This is a genomic window from Pseudomonas sp. KK4 (genome assembly GCF_001984065.1).
Taxonomy (GTDB): domain Bacteria; phylum Pseudomonadota; class Gammaproteobacteria; order Pseudomonadales; family Pseudomonadaceae; genus Aquipseudomonas.
Genome location: NZ_LYVP01000058.1, coordinates 1 through 19091, shown reverse-complemented (window position 1 = coordinate 19091; position 19091 = coordinate 1). Strand labels below are relative to the sequence as shown.

Here is a 19091-nt window from a genome sequence, read left to right as displayed (position 1 = left end):
GCGCCAAGGCTCAACACAAGTCCTATCAACAGGAGATCCACCCGTGCCCAACCAAGCCCCAGCTTCACCGCATACCGTGTGCGTCGTGATCCCGATGTACAACGGCGCCGCCAGCATCGAGCAGACGCTGGCGTCCCTGGCCGAGCAAACCCGGCTGCCCGATCACGTCATCGTCATCGACGACGGCTCCACCGATGACGGCCCGCAACGGGTCAGGGACTTCGCCGCGCCATTTCGCCTGACGCTGCTGCAGCAGGTCAACGAAGGCCAGGCCAGCGCACGCAACCACGGGATGCGGCACTCTCAAGAGACGTTCGTGGCGATGCTCGATGCCGATGACCAGTGGCGCCCGCAGAAGCTGGAGCTGCAACTGGCGCTGTATGACGAACTCAGCGCCCAGGGGCGGCCGGTGGGGTTGATCGACTGCTATGCGCAGGTCAACTACAGCGACGGCCGGCGGCAACTGGACGCCATTCGCAAGAACGGTATGCATTTCTACGATTTCATCCGCGCCAACGTCCTCAATGGCGTGTCCACCGCGCTGGTCAAGCGCGACGTGATCATGGAGCTGGGCGGTTTCGATGCCGGCCTGCGTTACTGCGAAGACCGCTACATGTGGACCCGCATCGCCGAGCACTGGGAAATCCACACGGTGCCTCAGGTGCTGCTCGAGCGCACGGTCAACGACGGCAACATGACCGCGCAACCGAAAAAGCACTACCAGAACAAGATCCGGTTCACCGAGGTGTACCTCGAGCGCTATGCCGCGCAGCTGAGCAAGCAGCAGCAGATCGAATTCGTGCTGGCCAACCACACCGACTTTCTCAACACCTTTTCCCGAGGCGGCGAGCATGTCGAGGTGATCGACGTGTACCAGCGAATGTTCAGGCATTCCTGGCAGACCCTGATCTTCGACCACGGCAAACCGACCCTGCGCTACCTCTATGCCCGCGCCAGAACCTGGGGCAAGGCACCGGCGTCAACCACCGCTCACTGACTCGGTATCGGCCATGGCCAATCGTCGCCTCACCACCCTGGGCTGGATCTTCACCGAGAAATTCGGCCTGATTTTCCTGTCGATGATTACCTTCGTCGCCTATGCCCGGCTGCTGTCGCCCGCCGAGCTGGGTGTGGGCACCATCATCATTGCCATCGTCGAGTTGATCGGGCTGATTTACTCATCGGTGCTGGAAGACCCGCTGGTGCGGCTCGAGCGCCTGGAGGACAAGCACATCAGTACGGCGTTCTGGGCGGCGGTGCTGGTCAGCCTGGTGTCCATCGTCATCATCTCGGCCGTGGCGGTGCTGTACACGCCCGACCCGGTGCTGCAATGGATGACGGCGGTGGCCTCGGTGAAAATCCTCTTCACCATGATGGCCCGCGTTTATGTGGCGCAGATGCGCCGCAGCGGCAACTTCAAGGGGCTGGCTTCGCGCACCTTGCTGGGCAAGGTGTTCGGTGGCGTTGCCGGGATCGCTGTCGCGCTGTGGGGGTTGGGGGCCTGGGCGGTGATTGCCCAGGCCGTGATCATGGAGCTGGTGTCGATCATCGTCCTGATGCGCGCCGATGCGCGGCGCATTGCCTTTCACATTGACGGCCCGTTCCTGCGCGAACTGTTGAAGGCCGGTACACCGGTGGCGATCAACGCCCTGAGTTCGCAAACCCTGCAACGAGGGGTCAATGTGGTGTTGGGGATGGCGGCCGGGGCGAACGCGGTCGGCATGTTCAACATGGCGATGCGCATCATCGACCTGCCCCGTACGGCGATTTACAACGGCCTGCTCAGCTACGCGCTGCCGGCGTTCGCCCGGCGCAGTTCAGAGCCATCGAGGCTGCTGGGGATCATCGACGACTCCACCGCGGTCAGCGGCTTTGTGTTGACGCCGCTGTTCATTGGCATCGCGCTCACCGCCAACGACCTGATCCTGCTGATATTCGGCGCCAAGTGGGCCGACGCCATTCCCTTGCTGCAGGTACTGGCCTGTACGGCGGCCATTGGCAACAGCGCCATGTACGCCACCACCGCTCTGGTGGCGGTCAACCGCAGCCACCTGACGATCAAGGCTGAAGTGGTCACCACGGTGCTGGCGCTGGCGCTGGTCTACGGGCTGGGTGACGTCTATGGCGGCATGACCGCGGCCCTCGCGCTGCTGGCACGGATGCTGTTCATCACACCGCTGCAAATCCGCGGTCTCAACACGGCCATCGGCTACGGCTGGCGACGGTTCTTCGACTGCAATTACCGCAGCGTGATTGCCTCCCTCGTCATGGCGGCGACCGTCCTGTACGTGTCATCGCTGCCTGGACTTCAGGGCTACGCGCACCTGATCTGCAACATCGTGGTTGGCGCCCTGAGCTATGCCGTGGCGTATAGCGTCATGCACCCGCGCTGGCCGCAAGAATTCAAATCGGTTTTTACCACCCGCTGAATTCAGACCCTGAGACAGGAAGACCTCACCATGCGCAAAACTACGTTGATCACTGGCGGGGCCGGTTACATCGGCTCCCATACCGCCTTGGCGCTCATCAATGCCGGCCACAATGTGCTGGTACTCGACAACCTGTGCAACAGCTGTCGAGAGTGCATCTCACGCCTGGAACAACTGACCCTGACCCGGGTGGATTTCATCAAGGGCGACATCCGTGATTCGAAGCTGCTGGACGATATCTTCCGCCGCTATGACATCGATTCGGTGGTGCATTTCGCCAGCCTCAAATCCGTTGCGGAAAGTGTCAGCAAGCCGCTGGACTACTACGCCAACAACGTCGCCGGCACCCTTGAGCTGTGCCGGGCGATGGCGCGCAACAACGTGTTCCAACTGGTGTTCAGCTCATCGGCCACGGTGTACGGCGAGCCCGCGCGAACACCGATCTGCGAAGATTTCGGCACCGGCAAACCGGTCAATCCCTATGGCCGCACCAAGCTGATGATCGAAGAGTTGCTCACCGACCTGTGCCACTCCGACCCACGCTGGAGCATCGGTTTGTTGCGCTACTTCAACCCGATTGGCGCCCACGAAAGCGGGATGATCGGAGAAGACCCCAGGGGCCGCCCCAATAATCTGCTGCCATGCCTGACCCAGGTCGCCATTGGCCGGATTCCTGAACTCACGGTGTACGGCAACGACTATCCCACCGTGGACGGCACCTGCGTGCGCGACTACATCCACGTGGTCGACCTCGCCATCGGCCACCTCAAGGCCCTTCAGGTGTTGCAACACAGTAACGGCATCAACGTCTGGAACCTCGGTACCGGCATTGGCTACAGCGTGCTGCAAATCATCCAGAGTTTCGAGGACATCACCGGCATCACCATTCCCTACCGCTTCGTACCCCGACGCGAAGGTGACATTGCCCAATGCTGGGCCGATCCCGGCAAGGCCGGACGGGAACTGGGCTGGACCGCGCAGCGCGATCTGCAACAGATGATCGTCGATACCTGGCGCTGGCAGTCGTGCAACCCGCAGGGGTATCAGTCGTCGTTTGAAATTCAAGCGCTGATGGCCGTCAAATGATGCTGAAAGGATCGGTGCTGTTACTGCTGCTGTCGCTTTCGATGGCGGGCCATGCAGCACAGGCATCTCCCGGTGTGCCCACCACCGGGCTGGTGCTGTGGCTGGATGCGGACGATGGGGCGAGCCTGACCCTGGATGCGCAGAACCGCGTGCGGCAATGGCGGGACAAGTCCGGCCAGGGCCATCACGCCACCGTCGACGATGGCGCCGCGCCGCCGCAGCGGCTGGCAAACGCCGTCAATGGCCATTCGGTGCTGCATTTCAGTGGCGGTTCGGGGTTGCTCGGCAAAAGCATTCGCAGCGGCAAAGGGCCAGTGACGGTGTTGGTCGTGTCCCGTCGGTTGTCCGAACAGCCTGAGGTCGATCCCTGGCAACGCCTGTTCAGCTCACGCCCGCACACCGCCCTCAACGATAACCAGTTGCCCAATTTCGCCATCAGCCTGCAACAGACCAGCGCCTATGGGCCGAGCGTTGCCGTGCTGGAGCTTGACGATGTGCCGATCGGCCCGTTCGGCGTGGGGCGCAATGCCGTCGGCAGCGCCGACAACTTTCGCGGCGACATCGCCGAAGTGCTGGTGTACGACCGTGCATTGGCCTCCCTTGCAGAACGCCAGCAGGCCTTTGAGTACCTGGCGCAGAAATGGTCGGTTGCCATCCCCGAACAAGCCAACAACTGGACCCGAGTCGGGCCACTCGGTCCCTTGCCCACCCGCAGCAACGACCACCTGCCGCTGTCCGATCAGGCCAATGCCGGCCGGTGGATGCTCAACGCCGTGCTGTCCGATGAATTCAACGGCAGCACCCTCGACCTCGATCGCTGGCACGTCAACAACGGCATCGGCAACGAGTCCCTGGGACGCAAACCGGCGCTGTACAAGCCCGACAATGCCACGGTCAGCAACGGCCACCTGAACATTGTGTTCCGCAAGGAAACCTTGCCCGAGAAGTACGTCAAGCTCGGCTTCAAAGACTACAGCTCAGCGATGGTCAGAACCCGGGAACGGGGGTTCTACGGCTACTACGAAGCCCGGGCCAAACCCATGAATTCCGCTGGCTCCAGTGCCTTTTGGCTGGCGTGGACGGGTATGGCGGACAACGCCACCGAGATCGACATCTTCGAAATAGGCGGCAAGACCAAAAACGGCGCCCTGGACCGCTCGTACAACATGAATGCCCACTTGTGGGCCACGCCGCAAAGCACCGAGCACATTGCCAATGGCAGCATCTGGGTCAGCCCCTGGCGCCTGGCCGATGACTTCCATGTCTACGGTTTCGACTGGCAGCCCGACACCCTGCGCTGGTATGTCGACGGCGTGTTGGTCAGGGAGTCGAAGAACCCGTATTTCTTCTTTCCGATGGAGGTGAACTTCGACAGCGAGGCCTTTTGGAAGTGGTTTGGGGTGGTCGACGATGCCGACCTGCCCTCCACGTTCGAAGTCGACTACTTGCGGATGTGGCAGCGAACTCGATAGCGCCACGCTCCGGCATACACCCAGGGTCAACATTCAATCGGCAGGGAGGTTGGTTTTCATTCCGCGCCAACACAACTGGAGCGCCTCTACGTGATCAAACGCCGGCTGAACGAACTGGATTTGCTGCGCTTTCTGGCTGCCATGGCCGTAGTGTTTTTTCACTATGCGTTTCGCGGGTATGCCAAAGGCGACATGTCTGAAATGCCCTACCCACTGTTGGCCGAGCCTGCCAAATACGGTTACCTGGGCGTCGAGCTGTTTTTCATGATCAGCGGTTTCGTGATTCTGATGACCGCTTCAAGCAATAACCTCAAAGCGTTTTTCATCTCCCGCGTGGTGCGCCTGTGCCCCGCTTTCTGGGTGTGTTGCACTCTCACGTTTCTGATCACGCTTGCCATTGGACAGCCCAGGTATTCGGCCACTGTCTACCAATACCTCATCAACATGACATTTCTGAGTGACTTGACGGGTGTGCTGCCGATCGATGGCGTCTACTGGTCACTGTTTGTGGAAATACAGTTTTACCTGATGATCTCCATTGTGCTGGGCTTGAGGAAAATAGAGAAAATAGAGACCTGTCTCGTGCTCTGGCTGATGATTTCTGCCACGGCGGAGATACTGGGTTTCGAGAAGCTGCGCTCAATATTGATTACCGATTACGCCGCCTATTTCACGGCGGGGGCGACGTTCTATCTTGTCTGGGCCAAGGGCTTCACAAAGACGCGAGTCGCGCTGCTGGCCGGGGCATTGGCACTGGCCTGCTACACCGCCATTGCATGGGCCCAATTGCTCGAACCCAAATATTCAACCCAATACGATTCCTTGATCGTGTGCAGCATCATTGTTGTGTTTTTCGCTGCGTTCTTTTTGATCGCAACCAACAGGACCGGCACCGTAGGCACATTGAACTGGACGGTATTGGGAACGCTGACTTACCCCCTCTACCTGTTGCATCAGATGATCGGCTTCATGATCTTCAACATCGCTTATCCCGCGGTAAACCCGCACCTGGTGCTATGGGGCACGCTCGCCCTGATGATCAGTACGTCCTACATCATCCATAAAGACATCGAAGTGCCCTTCGCCAGTCTTCTGAAAAAATCCCTCTCGCAATCCTTCACCCGTGTCAGAACCTGGCTCTAGCGCCGCCGGCCGGCAGGTTGCGCCGCGCTCGCCCGCTTCAGGGTGTCGCTGGGCAACTCTTTGAACAGCGCGCGATAGCTGCTGGAAAACCTCCCCAGATGCCAGAACGACCAGTGCATCGCCACCTCGGCGACAGTGGTCTGCGTCGGCGTGCGGCTGAGCAATTCACGCCGTGCGCTGTTGAGCCGACGCAGACGCAGCCACTGGGTCGGCGCCATGCCGGTGTAGGTCTTGAACGCATGCTGCAATTGACGCAGCGACACCCCCGCCACCTGGGACAGTTCCAGCAGGTTGAGGTGTTCTTCCGGCGTATCCGCCGCCCATTCCCCCACTCGCTTCATGATCGCCCGCTCCCCGGCGCGGCGTTGCAATGCGCCCTGATCGAGGCAGATACAGGCGTTATCGAGGATGAACAGGCAATCGTCGAGCAGCTGCTGGGTCAGGGCTTCGCGGCTCGGCGGATCGATCGTCTGCGACAACCGCGTGAGCGTGCCGCTGAGCCAACGGCTGAACAGCGCGTTCTGCCCGGAGTTGAGCGGCGCCATGAACAGACCTTCGAGCCTGGCGACATCCAGCGCATGGCGCTCAACGAACGCCGGGCCGAAGACCACGGCGATTTCCTGATAGTTCTCCGGGGTGATCCAGATGTTGCGGCTTTCGCCGTTCAACACGTACAGCGCGTTGTCGCTGCGATCGAAACAGAACGCCAGCGAGCCCGGTGGCGCGCTGAAATTCTGCTCGACCCGAGTGTTCATCGACTCTTCGTAAATCTCCACGCCCTGCAAATCCAGATAGCGCACCAGGCCTGCGAAATGCCCCGGCGACATCTGTTGGTAATGCTGGACCCAGCCCGGTGTGGCGCGGATCTGCTCGGCGACATCGGCGGTGTTGAAGGCTTGAACCTGTATTGAATCTGACACTTTCATGGGTGGCCTGGCGCACTCTTTTGGTGCGCTTCGTGCTGCTTAAAGTGGATAGATGGAACCGCAACGCTCGCCCAAGATAGTCGTCAACGCGCCACAGGGGAAGCGTCTGACAGATCAATCCGACATTCCCCCGCGTTAATAAAACCAATAATGAGGTCTTTATGAATGTCCCTTTCGATCAGCTGTTCACGTGGCTGAAAGATCACAAGATTACCGAAGTCGAGTGCGTCGTCAGCGATCTGACCGGCATTGCACGCGGCAAAATCGCACCCACCAACAAGTTCCTGCATGAGCGAGGCATGCGCCTGCCGGAAAGTGTGCTGTTGCAAACGGTAACCGGGGACTTCGTCGACGACGACATCTACTACGACCTGCTGGACCCGGCCGACATCGACATGGTCTGCAAGCCGGACGCCGATGCGGTGTACGTGGTGCCATGGGCCATCGAGCCAACCGCCATCGTGATCCATGACACCTTCGACAAGTTCGGCAACCCCATCGAACTGTCGCCGCGCAACGTGTTGAAGAAAGTCCTGCAGCTTTACACCGACAAGGGATGGAAGCCCATTGTGGCGCCGGAAATGGAGTTCTACCTGACCCAGCGCTGCGAAGACCCTGATCTGCCACTCAAGGCACCGCTGGGCCGTTCGGGCCGCGCCGAAAGTGGTCGACAGTCGTTCTCCATCGATGCAGCCAACGAATTCGATCCGCTGTTCGAAGACGTCTACGACTGGTGCGAACTGCAAGGCCTGGACCTCGACACGCTGATCCACGAAGACGGCCCGGCGCAGATGGAAATCAACTTCCGTCATGGCGACGCCCTGGACCTGGCCGACCAGATCACCGTGTTCAAGCGCACCCTGCGCGAGGCGGCGCTCAAACACAACGTCACCGCGACCTTCATGGCCAAGCCGATCGGCGATGAGCCGGGCAGCGCCATGCACATTCACCAGAGCGTGGTGGACATTGAAACCGGTCAGCCGATCTTCGCCGACGCCGACGGGCAGATGAGCGACCTGTTCCGCCAGCACATCGGCGGCCTGCAGAAGTACATCCCCAAGGTGCTGCCGATGTTCGCACCCAACGTCAATTCGTTCCGCCGCTTCCTGCCGGACACCTCGGCACCGGTCAACGTCGAATGGGGCGAAGAAAACCGCACCGTCGGCCTGCGCGTGCCGACCTCGAGCCCCGACGCGATGCGCGTGGAAAACCGCCTGCCCGGTGCCGACGCCAACCCGTACCTGGCCATCGCCGCCAGCCTGCTGTGCGGCTACATCGGCATGGTCGAAGGCATCGAACCGAGCGCCGCGGTGCAAGGCCGCGCCTACGAACGGCGCAACCTGCGCCTGCCGATCACCATCGAAGACGCCCTGACCCAGATGGAAGAGTGCGCCGCCATCGGTCGCTACCTGGGCGACAAGTTCGTGCGCGGTTACGTCGCGGTCAAACGCGCCGAGCACGAGAACTTCAAGCGGGTGATCAGCTCGTGGGAGCGGGAGTTCCTGTTGTTGAGCGTCTGACAGAGCTCTCTGCCAAGCCCGCGCCCCCTGTGGGAGCGGGCTTGCTCGCGAATGCGGTGTGTCAATCAACAAATAGGCTGACTGACCTGGCCTCTTCGCGAGCAAGCCGCTCCCACATGGAGAACGCAATCCCCTGAAAAAAAATCCAATAAATCCTAGAGGTGTCGAATGCGTCTGTTGAAATCCGTAGTCCCGCTCGCCCTGGCAACCCTGTTCAGCGCCATTGCCCAGGCCCAACCCCAGGTCAGCGTCTACAACTGGACCGATTACATCGGCGAAACCACCCTCGCCGACTTCCAGGCCAAGACCGGGATCAAGGTGATTTACGACGTCTTCGATTCCAACGAAACCCTGGAAGGCAAGCTGCTGGCCGGGCGCACCGGGTATGACGTGGTGGTGCCGTCCAACCACTTTCTGGCCCGCCAGGTGAAGGCCGGGGCGTTCCTGAAGCTGGACCGCGCGCAACTGCCGAACTTCAAGAACCTTGACCCGAAATTGCTCGCACTGCTTGAGAAAAACGATCCGGGCAACGAGCACTCCGTGCCTTACCTGTGGGGCACCAACGGCATCGGTTACAACGTCGACAAGGTCAAACAGGTGCTGGGCATCGACCACATCGACTCCTGGGCGGTGCTGTTCGAGCCGGAAAACATCAAGAAGCTCAGCCAGTGCGGCGTGTCGATGATGGATTCGGCCGATGAAGTGTTCCCCGCCGTGCTCAACTACATGGGCATGGACCCGCGCAGCGAAAACCCCGAGGACTACAAGAAGGCCGAGGCCAAGCTGCTGAGCATCCGGCCTTATGTGACCTACTTCCACTCCTCCAAGTACGTGTCGGACCTGGCCAATGGCGACATCTGCGTGGCCTTCGGTTACTCAGGGGATGTGTTCCAGGCCGCCAACCGCGCCAAGGAAGCCAAGAACAATGTGAACATTGCCTACGCCATCCCCAAGGAAGGCAGCAACCTGTGGTTCGACCTGCTGGCCATTCCATCCGATGCCAGCAACCCGAAAGAAGCCCACGCCTTCATCAATGACCTGCTTGATCCGCAAGTGATCGCCAAGGTCAGCGCTTCTGTGGGTTACGCCAACCCGAACCCGGCGGCCAAGCAATACATGGACCCGGAACTGGTGAACAACCCAGAGGTTTACCCGCCTCAACAAGTGCTGGACAAGCTCTACATCTCCACCACGCCGCAGCAGTCGATCATGCGCCTGATGACCCGGTCCTGGAGCAAAGTGAAGTCCAACCAATGAACCAGTACACCCAGGAACATACCCGTTCTTACTACGCCGCTTCGGCCCACGGCCAGGCGCCCTTCCCCACGCTGGGCGAAGACCTGGTGGCGGATGTCTGTGTGATTGGCGGCGGTTTTACCGGCGTGAACACGGCCATTGAATTGGCCCAGCGCGGGCTCTCGGTGGTCCTGCTGGAAGCCCGGCGCATTGGCTGGGGCGCCAGCGGCCGTAACGGCGGGCAGTTGATTCGCGGCATCGGCCACGACGTCAGCGGGTTTGCCCGGCATGTCGGTGCCGAGGGCGTCCGTTACATGGAGCGGGCGGGCGTTGAATCGGTGGAACTGGTGGGCCGGCGGATCCGCGAGCACGGCATCGACTGCGACTTGCGCTGGGGCTTTTGCGAGCTGGCCAACACCCCGGCGCAGTTTGCCGGGCTGAAGGCCGAGCACGCGCAGTTGAAAGAATCCGGTTACGCCCACGAGGTGAGACTGGTAGAGCCCGGGCAGATCCGTGAGCAGGTGGTCGACGCCGGTGTGTATACCGGGGGCTTGATCGACATGGGCTCTGGACATCTGCACCCCTTGAATCTGGTACTGGGCGAAGCGCAACTGGCGCGTTCCCTCGGTGTAAGGATCTTCGAGCAGAGCCCGGTGCTGGAGCTGATTCATGGCAGCACGGTGCAGGTGCGCTGCGCCGGGGGAACGGTGCGCGCCGGTCGCCTGGTGCTGGGTTGCAATGCGCATCTGGAAGAGCTCGAGCCGAAACTGAGCGGCAAGGTGTTGCCGGCAGGCAGCTACATCATCGCCACCGAGCCCCTGCCAGCGGAGCTTGCGGCGCAGTTGATCCCGCACAACCTGGCCCTGTGCGATCAGAAGGTCGGCCTGGATTACTACCGGCTCTCGGCCGACCGGCGCCTGCTGTTCGGCGGCGCCTGCCACTACTCCGGACGCGACCCACGGGATATCGCGGCCTACATGCGCCCGCAGATGCTCAAGGTGTTCCCGCAGTTGGCCGATGTGCGCATCGACTATCAATGGGGCGGCCGGATCGGCATCACTGCCAATCGCTTCCCCCAGGTCGGACGCCTGAGCCAGCACCCCAATGTGTACTACGCCCAAGGCTATTCCGGCCACGGCCTGAACGTGACGCACTGGTGCGCCAAACTGTTGGGTGAAGCAATCCACGCCGGACACAGCCGGGGTTTCGACGTGTTCAGCGCCGTGCCCCACATGACCTTTCCCGGCGGTCGCGCCCTGCGCTCGCCACTGCTGGCCCTCGGTATGCTTTGGTATAGGGTGCGTGAAATGCTGGGCTGATAAATAATGAGGTCCTCTGTGGCGAGGGCGTTTACGCCCGTCCGGCTGCGCAGCAGTCGCAAAAACAGGCCACCCGCTTTGTCTGGCTGAATGCGGGTGCCGCTTCGCGCCCCAGCGGGCGTAATCGCCCTCACCACGGGTTTTTCCATCCCCCCATTTGCTCCGATAGGCCTTTCGATTTGCTCAATGGCGAGTCACTTCTATATTGAGGGGGTGCTCATCAATTCTGCATTCATCGAGCCTGGCCATGGCAACGACAGCCCCATTGATCATCTGCGAGCACTGTGACTGCGTGTACGAGAAAGCCACGCTCGCCAAACACCAGAAGACTCTGTGCATACGTTGTGGCGGTGTGCTGCAGCGCTATAACGGTCTGACGGTGCAGCAGCGGCTGGCGCTGACCTTCACCGCTTTGATGCTGTGGATCTTCGCCAATTTCTACCCGGTCATGAGCATCAGCCTCAAGGGCCTGAAAAACAGCGCCACCCTGTGGGACTCGGTACTGGCCCTGAGCCTGGGACCGATCACCTTCATCGCCATGGTGGCGGCGATCGCCATGATCATTGCGCCGATCTTCCAGTTGCTGTTGCTGATCTGGGTCCTGAGTCATGCCCTGGGCAATCGCCGGGCACCCGGGTTCCGGTTCTGCATGCGCTGGCTGGAAACCCTGCGGCCCTGGAGCATGCTCGAAGTCTGCCTGCTGGGCGCCATGGTGGCAGTGATCAAACTGGCCGGATTGCTCGACGTGCTACCCGGTATCGGCCTGTTCGCCCTCGCCATCCTGAGCCTGATGATGATTCGCATCGCCGGTCGCGATGTGCGTGACCTGTGGGACATTCAATGAAAACGCCACCCACCGCCAGCGATCTGAACCTGTGCCTGTGCCACACCTGTGGCCTGGCCTGTGACATGACCCATGAGCCCCACGAGTGCGAGCGCTGCGGCGCCCCGCTGCACCGGCGCAAGAGCAATTCGCTGACTCGTACCTGGGCGTTCCTGTTCACTTCGCTGGTGTTCTACATCCCGGCCAACCTGCTGCCGGTGATGAACACCCAAATGGTCGGCAACGGTGCCGACAGCACCATCATGAGTGGCGTGCTGGAGTTCTGGGAGGCTGGCGCCTGGGACATCGCCCTGATCATTTTCATCGCCAGCATCGCGGTGCCGGGGATCAAGTTCGTGGCCCTGACCCTGCTGCTGGTCACCGTGCAGCGTGACAGCCTGTGGGCGCGCAAGGAGCGCTCGACGATGTACCGCTTCGTCGAGCTCATCGGCTATTGGTCGATGCTCGACGTGATCGTGGTGGCCCTGGTGGCCTCGCTGGTGAAATTTCAAGCCCTGGCCGACATCGAGCCGCGCCCGGGCATTCTGTTTTTCGGCCTGGTGGTGGTATTCACCATGCTGTCGGCGATGAGTTTCGACCCGCGCCTGATCTGGGACACCCAGGGCGAACGCTCACATTTCGAGGAGGTCAAGGATGAAGCAACAAGCCACTGACGGGCCACTGGCCCCCGGCCAGGCACCCATCAAGACCCGCAGGTTCAGTGTGTCGCTGGTCTGGATCGTGCCGATCGTCGCGGTACTGGTGGGGATATCGCTGGTGGTGCACAGCATCTTGCAGGAAGGGCCGACCATTATGGTCACCTTCAAGACCGGTGATGGCCTGACCGCCAATAAGACTGAGGTCAAATACCGCAACGTGGTGATTGGTCACGTAACTGATGTCGAATTGAGCGATGACCAGAAAAGCGTCAACGCCACCATCAAACTGGCCAAGCAGGCGGAGAGTTTTACCCGCAAGGACTCGCAGTATTGGGTGGTGCGGCCTCGTATCGGCGCCGGCGGCGTATCGGGCATCGATACCCTGCTGTCGGGCGATTACATCGGCGCCGACATTGGCCAGGACAATGCCCGTGCGAAGAACTTCAAGGGCCTGGAGAATCCGCCGCCCATTACCTACGGCGAACCAGGCAAGCGCTTCACCTTGCACACCACCGACCTCGGCTCGCTGGACATCGGCTCTCCCGTCTACTACCGCAAGATACCGGTCGGCCAGGTAGTGGCCTATGCCCTGGACCCTGACGGCAAAGGGGTGAACATCGAGTTGTTCATCCATGCGCCGAACGATCAATACGTCACCGAAAACACCCGTTTCTGGAACGCCAGCGGCATCGACGTGAATGTCGGCGCCAACGGTTTTGCGGTCAAGACCGAATCCCTGTCGTCCCTGCTGGTGGGCGGCATTGCGTTCCGTGCGCCGGAATACAGCCCGGACGACAAGCCCGCGCCTGAGGAATATGCCTACGAACTGTTCGAAGACCAGCAAACGGCCCTCGCCCCGCCCAATGGCAAGGGTCAATACCTGAGACTGCGATTCGATCAGCCCTTGCGTGGCCTCAAGGTCGGTGCGCCGGTGGAATTCATCGGTGTCGAATTCGGCAAGGTTGTCTCTGTCAGCCTGGATTTCGACGCCAAAACCCGGACCTTCCCCTATACCGTCGGCATCGTGATTTTCCCGCAACGCCTGGGCGAGGCCCATACCAAGATGCTCGCGGCGCTGCATCACAATCCCGACGACGAGGCTGCGGGCGTGCGTCTGGTGGGCAGTTTTGTCGACAACGGCCTGCGAGCCCAGGCGCGCACGGGCAATCTGCTGACAGGGCAACTGTACATTGCCCTCGACTTCTACCCGAAAGCGGAAAAAGTCAAATTCGACGTCGATGCCCGACCGCCGTCCATTCCCACGATTCCGGGCAGCCTGGAGCAGTTGCAGGAAAAACTCGAAGCCATGGTCAACAAGTTCAATCAACTGCCCATCGAGCGTATCGCCGGCAACCTGGACAGCAACCTTTTGGAGCTGCGCAAGGGCCTGGGTCAATTCAACGCCAAGACATTGCCGGGCGTGCAAACCACCCTGACGGATTTCAGCAAGACCCTGCAATCGGCCAATACCACCCTGCAATCGGCCAACTCGACGCTGGCCGACGATTCGCCGCAACGGGAGAAGCTTGACCAGACGCTGGACGAACTGGGACGCACCACGCGCTCGCTGCGTGATCTGGCGGACTACCTGGGACGCCATCCGGAATCGCTGATTCGCGGCCGACCTGACAACGCCGCCCCCATGGATCTGCAAGGGCCGCCGAAGAAATGATCACAGGAGCATCACCCATGGCTTTTCCACTGAAGATCACATTGATCGCCGCGCTCGCTTTGCTCGCCGCTTGCCGTAGCGATCCGATCCAGTTTCACACCCTGACGCCGGCACAACCGGGCGGCAATTCCAGGCCCACGGCGGATATTCAGATCGAAAGCCTGGTCGTTCCGCCCCAGGTCGACCGTCCGCAGATCGTCGTGCGTCAGGGCAATACCGGCATGGCCATCCTCGAAACCCAGTGGTGGGGAGCCAGCCTGGTGGACGAATTGCGCAGCGCCCTGACCGATCAGATGGTCAACAGCAACCCACAACGCAAGGCTTCGGTAAGGTTGGAAGTCCAGCGCTTCGACTCGATTCCCGGCCAGTATGGGTTGCTCGACGTAAAGTGGCGCCTGCGTACCGGCGATAACGAGCTGCTGCCTTGCCGCAGTAAATTGCAGTCGCCTTCCGGACCGTCCATCGATGAGCTGGTGGCAGCGCAGCAGAACAACGTCACGCGACTGGCCGCATTGATCAGTCAGGCGGCGAGCAATCCGCAGAAGGGCTGTCCTGGCGCCTGACGCAGTCACCTTGGGGGGCAAACCTTGTGGTGAGGGGATAAATTGCCTCACCACAAAGGCTTCAGCCTCTACCGCTTTGTCATTGGCGCATCGCTTTGACAATTTTTTCTCATTTCACCCATTACATTTGCCGCCGCCGTAAATCTGCAAATGATTCCTATTGATCTACAATAATCGGCGTTCTTCCCGTCGAATCTGCTTGCTCGAAACTAAAAAAACAGGAGCTGCCACAGCGATGATTCTCCGAATCCCGTCCTTCCTAAAACCTGCCCTGCTGGTCTGCGCCCTGTCGAGTGCCGGCCACGTCTATGCGGCCGACAGCGTCGGCATCGTGGTGTACAACGCGCAACACGAAGGCCTGACCAAGGCCTGGGTCGAGGGCTTTACCGAGGAAACCGGGATTCCAGTCACCCTGCGCAACGGCGACGACACGGAGATGGGCAACCAGATCGTCCAGGAAGGCGCTGCGTCCCCGGCCGACGTGTTCCTCACCGAAAACTCCCCGGCCATGGTCCTGGTGGACAACGCAGGCCTGTTCGCCCCGCTCGACAAGGCCACCCTGGAACAGGTGGAGGCGGCCTATCGCCCGGCCCATGGAAAATGGGCGGCGATCGCCGCACGTTCAACGGTATTCGTCTACAACCCCAGCAAACTGACCGAAGCGCAACTGCCCAGATCGATCATGGACCTGGCCGCGCCAGAGTGGAAAGGTCGCTGGGGCGCCTCGCCGGGCGGGGCCGATTTCCAAGCCATCGTCGCGGCGATTCTGCAGCAGAAAGGCGAAGCGGCGACCCTGGAATGGCTCAAGGCGATGAAAACCAATTTCACCGCCTACCGCGGCAACAGTTCGGTGCTCAAGGCGGTCAACGCCGGGCAGATCGACAGCGGCGTGATCTATCACTACTACAGCTTCGTCGATCAGTCCAAGACCGGCGAAAACAGCAAGAACACCGCCCTGCACTACTTCAAGCACAAGGATCCGGGGGCATTCGTCAGCATTTCCGGCGGTGGTGTGCTGGCCTCCAGCAAACACCCGGAACAGGCCCAGGCGTTCATCAAATGGATCACCGGCAAGGATGGCCAGGCCATCCTCAGGGACGGCAAATCCTTTGAATATGCGGTGGGCAAAGACGCTCAATCCAATTCCAAACTGGTGCCTTTGCAGCAGCTCGACGCCCCGACTGTCGATGCTTCAAGACTCGACAGTAAAAAAGCCGTGGAACTGATGACTCAGGCGGGACTGCTTTAAATTGATGCCAGAAACTCTACCGGCGGGTATCACCGACACCGCACCCGCCCACCTGCGCCGTCGATCCCGTGGCCTGTTCGCCAGCCGTGGCGGCGCGTGGGTGACGGGTCTGTCGGTGCTGGTTTCGTTGATGGCGCTGCTGCCCATCGCCTTCGTCATTGGTGTCTACCTGGACACCGGATGGGCCACCCTGGTACCGCTGGTGTTTCGGCCACGGGTCGGCGAATTGCTGGTCAATACCGTGTTGCTGGTGGTCATCACGGTGCCCCTGTGCATTGTCCTGGGGGTGACGCTGGCGTGGCTGACTGAACGCACCAACTTGCCTGGGCGACGGGCCTGGTCGCTGCTGGCGACCGCGCCGCTGGCGGTACCGGCGTTCGTGCACAGCTATGCCTGGGTCAGCCTGGTGCCGCCGATTCACGGCTTGTCTGCCGGGGTGCTGGTCTCGGTGATCGCCTATTTCCCGTTCCTTTACCTGCCGGTGGCGGCGACCCTGCGCCGGCTCGACCCGGCCATCGAAGACGTCGCCGAGTCCATGGGGCTCAAGCCCTGGGCAGTGTTCCTGCGGGTGGTCTTGCCGCAACTGCGCCTGGCGATCTGCGGTGGCGCCTTGCTGGTGGGCCTGCACCTGCTGGCTGAATATGGCCTGTACGCGATGATCCGCTTCGACACCTTTACCACGGCGATCTTCGATCAGTTCAAATCCACCTTCAACGGGCCTGCCGCCAACTTGCTGGCCGGGGTACTGGCACTGTGCTGCCTGGCGATGCTGACATTCGAATCCGCCGCCCGTGGCCATGCGCGTTACGCCCGCGTCGGTTCCGGCAGTGCCCGGGAACAGCGGATGGTCATGCTCGGCACGCCGGCCATCGTACTCGCCCAAGTCCTGCAGATCGTCACCTGCACCCTGGCCTTGGGCGTACCGTTGATCACTCTGGGCAAGTGGCTGATTGCCGGGGGATCGGAGGTCTGGAATTGGCCCGAACTGTTGCCGGCCCTGGAACAGACGCTGCTGCTGGGCGTGGCCGGGGCGGCACTGACCACCTGCGCGGCCATTCCCATTGCCTGGCTGTCGATCCGCTCGCCGGGGCGGTTGCAACGGATGCTGGAAAGCTGCAACTACATCACCAGTTCGTTGCCGGGCATCGTCGTGGCGTTGGCGCTGGTCACCGTGACCATCCATTTTGCCCGACCGATCTACCAGACCACGATCACCGTGTTGCTGGCGTACCTGCTGATGTTCCTGCCCCGGGCGTTGGTCAGCCTGCGCGCCGGCATCGCCCAGGCGCCGGTGGAACTGGAAAACATGGCGCGCAGCCTGGGCCGTTCGCCAGCCCGGGCATTGTGGCTGATCACCCTGCGCCTGGCGGCCCCGGGGGCTGCGGCGGGCGCGGCGCTGGTGTTCCTGGCCATCACCAATGAACTGACCGCCACCCTGCTGCTCGCCCCCAACGGCACGCGCACGCTGGCGACCGGATTCTGGGCATTGACCAGCGAAATCGATTACGCCGCCGCGGCACCCTATGCCCTGGCAATGATCGTGCTGTCGCTGCCATTGACTGGAATCCTTTATCACCAATCCAAAAAAACGGCTGGCCGATGAACGCTCTGGAACTGCATTCGCTTTCTAAAACCTACGGTGCACACAAAGCCCTGGATAACGTCAGCCTGTCGGTGCCTGCCGGCAGTCGCACGGTGATCGTCGGGCCGTCGGGGTCGGGCAAGACCACTTTGCTGCGGATGATCGCCGGCTTTGAGTTTCCCGATTCCGGGCGCTTGACGCTCAACGGCCAGACCCTGGTCGACAGTACCCATGAAGTACCGGCGCACCAGCGCCTGATCGGCTATGTGCCTCAGGATGGCGCATTGTTCCCGCACATGACGGTCGCGGCCAACATCGGCTTCGGCCTGTCGACCAAGGGCAGCGAACGGCAGCAGCGCATCGCCGAACTGATGGACAGCGTCGCACTGGATTCGACCATGGCCGAGCGCTGGCCCCATGAATTGTCCGGCGGTCAGCAGCAGCGGGTGGCGCTGGCACGGGCCCTGGCCCAGCAACCGCGCCTGATGCTGCTCGACGAGCCCTTCTCAGCCCTGGATACGGGCCTGCGGGCCAATATGCGCAAGTTGGTGGCGAGTCTGTTGGCGCAAGCCGGGGTGACCACCATCCTGGTCACCCATGACCAGAGCGAGGCCCTGTCCTTCGCCGATCAACTGGCGGTGATGCGCCATGGCCGCCTGGTGCAGTCGGGGCATCCGCTGGATCTGTACCGCTACCCCAACGATGAGCAGACCGCGCTGTTTCTCGGTGACGCCGTGGTAATGCCTGCCCGCATCGAAGCCGGCTGGGCCCACTGCGACCTGGGACGGATTGCGGTCAACAACCATCGCAACAACAGCGCGGCGCAGATCATGCTGCGGCCCGAGCAACTGCAACTGGCCAGCATCCAGCCCCATACCGCAGAAGTCATGGGCTGCCGCGCAGTGGTGACCGATCGGGATTTCAGCGGCAACACCTGCACCCTGACCGTAGAGCTACAGGCCTCGGCCGACGGTGAACAATCGAACCGATCGCTGCTGGTACGCAGCTCCGGCATGTATGCGCCACCGGCAGGGAGCGCCGTGCATGTCTCGACCATTGGGCATGCTCATGTGTTGAGTGAGCCTTGATTTCTTAATCTGCGCGATTTTTTGTGGGAGATTCCATGTTGGCCGCACAGCACCATGGATTGTGCTGCCGCATGCCGAATCCTGTGGGAGCTTGGCTTGCCAGCGATGACGGCCTGCCAGCCACCCAGAATCTCGCAGATGCGCCCCATCCCCCGGTGGGAGCGGGCTTGCTCGCGAAGACGGTGCATCAGCCAAAGCATATGTTGGCTGATCCACCGCTTTCGCGAGCAAGTCTAATCGTCGCACCCCCGCTCCCACAGGTTTTGAGCCGTACGTACATTCAACGCACAACCCCATCCCCTGTAGGAGCGAGCTTGCTCGCGA

At 61.3% G+C, this 19091-nt stretch carries 16 protein-coding genes; 15 read left to right on the top strand and 1 reads right to left on the bottom strand.

From position 1 onward, the window contains the following. Nucleotides 1-43: 43 nt before the first annotated feature. The 5 genes from B0W55_RS18780 (at nucleotide 44) to B0W55_RS18760 (ending at nucleotide 6130) form a co-directional block, all read left to right on the top strand. Entirely contained in the window at nucleotides 44-997 is a 954-nt protein-coding gene (locus tag B0W55_RS18780; RefSeq protein ID WP_077047427.1) for a glycosyltransferase family 2 protein, read from the top strand. 13 nt (nucleotides 998-1010) lie between these two features. Beyond that, the gene (locus B0W55_RS18775) at nucleotides 1011-2429 is read left to right on the top strand and encodes an oligosaccharide flippase family protein (protein ID WP_077047426.1); all 1419 of its coding nucleotides are present in this window, start codon (nucleotides 1011-1013) and stop codon (nucleotides 2427-2429) included. A gap of 30 nt (nucleotides 2430-2459) precedes the next feature. Next, a complete protein-coding gene (gene galE / locus B0W55_RS18770; protein ID WP_077047425.1) occupies nucleotides 2460-3515 on the top strand; it encodes a UDP-glucose 4-epimerase GalE in 1056 nt (351 codons plus the stop codon). Further along, the gene (locus tag B0W55_RS18765; RefSeq protein ID WP_077047424.1) at nucleotides 3512-4987 is read left to right on the top strand and encodes a family 16 glycosylhydrolase; all 1476 of its coding nucleotides are present in this window, start codon (nucleotides 3512-3514) and stop codon (nucleotides 4985-4987) included. The genes galE and B0W55_RS18765 overlap by 4 nt, the downstream gene beginning before the upstream one ends. A 90-nt stretch (nucleotides 4988-5077) precedes the next feature. Next, nucleotides 5078-6130 (top strand): acyltransferase, encoded by a 1053-nt coding sequence (locus tag B0W55_RS18760; protein ID WP_139340936.1) that lies wholly within the window; start codon nucleotides 5078-5080, stop codon nucleotides 6128-6130. Here the strand turns inward: B0W55_RS18760 and B0W55_RS18755 are convergent. Then, nucleotides 6127-7056 (bottom strand): helix-turn-helix domain-containing protein, encoded by a 930-nt coding sequence (locus tag B0W55_RS18755; RefSeq protein ID WP_077047423.1) that lies wholly within the window; start codon nucleotides 7054-7056, stop codon nucleotides 6127-6129. The two genes, B0W55_RS18760 and B0W55_RS18755, sit on opposite strands and share 4 nt — an antisense overlap. A gap of 161 nt (nucleotides 7057-7217) precedes the next feature. Here B0W55_RS18755 and B0W55_RS18750 point away from each other — a divergent pair, with 161 nt between their 5' ends. From B0W55_RS18750 to B0W55_RS18705, 10 genes are all read left to right on the top strand, one after another. Further along, nucleotides 7218-8576, top strand: a complete 1359-nt coding sequence (locus tag B0W55_RS18750) for a glutamine synthetase family protein (protein ID WP_077047422.1) — start codon at nucleotides 7218-7220, stop codon at nucleotides 8574-8576. 168 nt (nucleotides 8577-8744) lie between these two features. Further along, entirely contained in the window at nucleotides 8745-9833 is a 1089-nt protein-coding gene (locus B0W55_RS18745; RefSeq protein WP_077047421.1) for a polyamine ABC transporter substrate-binding protein, read from the top strand. Further along, nucleotides 9830-11131, top strand: a complete 1302-nt coding sequence (locus B0W55_RS18740) for an FAD-binding oxidoreductase (protein ID WP_077047420.1) — start codon at nucleotides 9830-9832, stop codon at nucleotides 11129-11131. The genes B0W55_RS18745 and B0W55_RS18740 overlap by 4 nt, the downstream gene beginning before the upstream one ends. A 247-nt stretch (nucleotides 11132-11378) precedes the next feature. Continuing rightward, a complete protein-coding gene (locus B0W55_RS18735; protein WP_077047419.1) occupies nucleotides 11379-11975 on the top strand; it encodes a paraquat-inducible protein A in 597 nt (198 codons plus the stop codon). Next, complete coding sequence (locus B0W55_RS18730; protein ID WP_077047418.1) at nucleotides 11972-12628, top strand: paraquat-inducible protein A; 657 nt, start codon at nucleotides 11972-11974, stop codon at nucleotides 12626-12628. Before B0W55_RS18735 ends, B0W55_RS18730 begins: the two co-directional genes overlap by 4 nt. Beyond that, entirely contained in the window at nucleotides 12609-14285 is a 1677-nt protein-coding gene (locus tag B0W55_RS18725) for an intermembrane transport protein PqiB (protein ID WP_077047417.1), read from the top strand. Before B0W55_RS18730 ends, B0W55_RS18725 begins: the two co-directional genes overlap by 20 nt. A gap of 17 nt (nucleotides 14286-14302) precedes the next feature. Then, on the top strand, nucleotides 14303-14848 hold the full coding sequence (locus tag B0W55_RS18720; protein ID WP_077047416.1) for a membrane integrity-associated transporter subunit PqiC: 546 nt from the start codon (nucleotides 14303-14305) through the stop codon (nucleotides 14846-14848). Nucleotides 14849-15083: 235 nt separating this feature from the next. Continuing rightward, nucleotides 15084-16097, top strand: a complete 1014-nt coding sequence (locus tag B0W55_RS18715; protein ID WP_077047415.1) for an iron ABC transporter substrate-binding protein — start codon at nucleotides 15084-15086, stop codon at nucleotides 16095-16097. A gap of 4 nt (nucleotides 16098-16101) precedes the next feature. Continuing rightward, nucleotides 16102-17700 (top strand): iron ABC transporter permease, encoded by a 1599-nt coding sequence (locus B0W55_RS18710; RefSeq protein WP_077047414.1) that lies wholly within the window; start codon nucleotides 16102-16104, stop codon nucleotides 17698-17700. After that, a complete protein-coding gene (locus B0W55_RS18705) occupies nucleotides 17697-18767 on the top strand; it encodes an ABC transporter ATP-binding protein (RefSeq protein WP_077047413.1) in 1071 nt (356 codons plus the stop codon). The genes B0W55_RS18710 and B0W55_RS18705 overlap by 4 nt, the downstream gene beginning before the upstream one ends. Nucleotides 18768-19091: the final 324 nt, after the last annotated feature.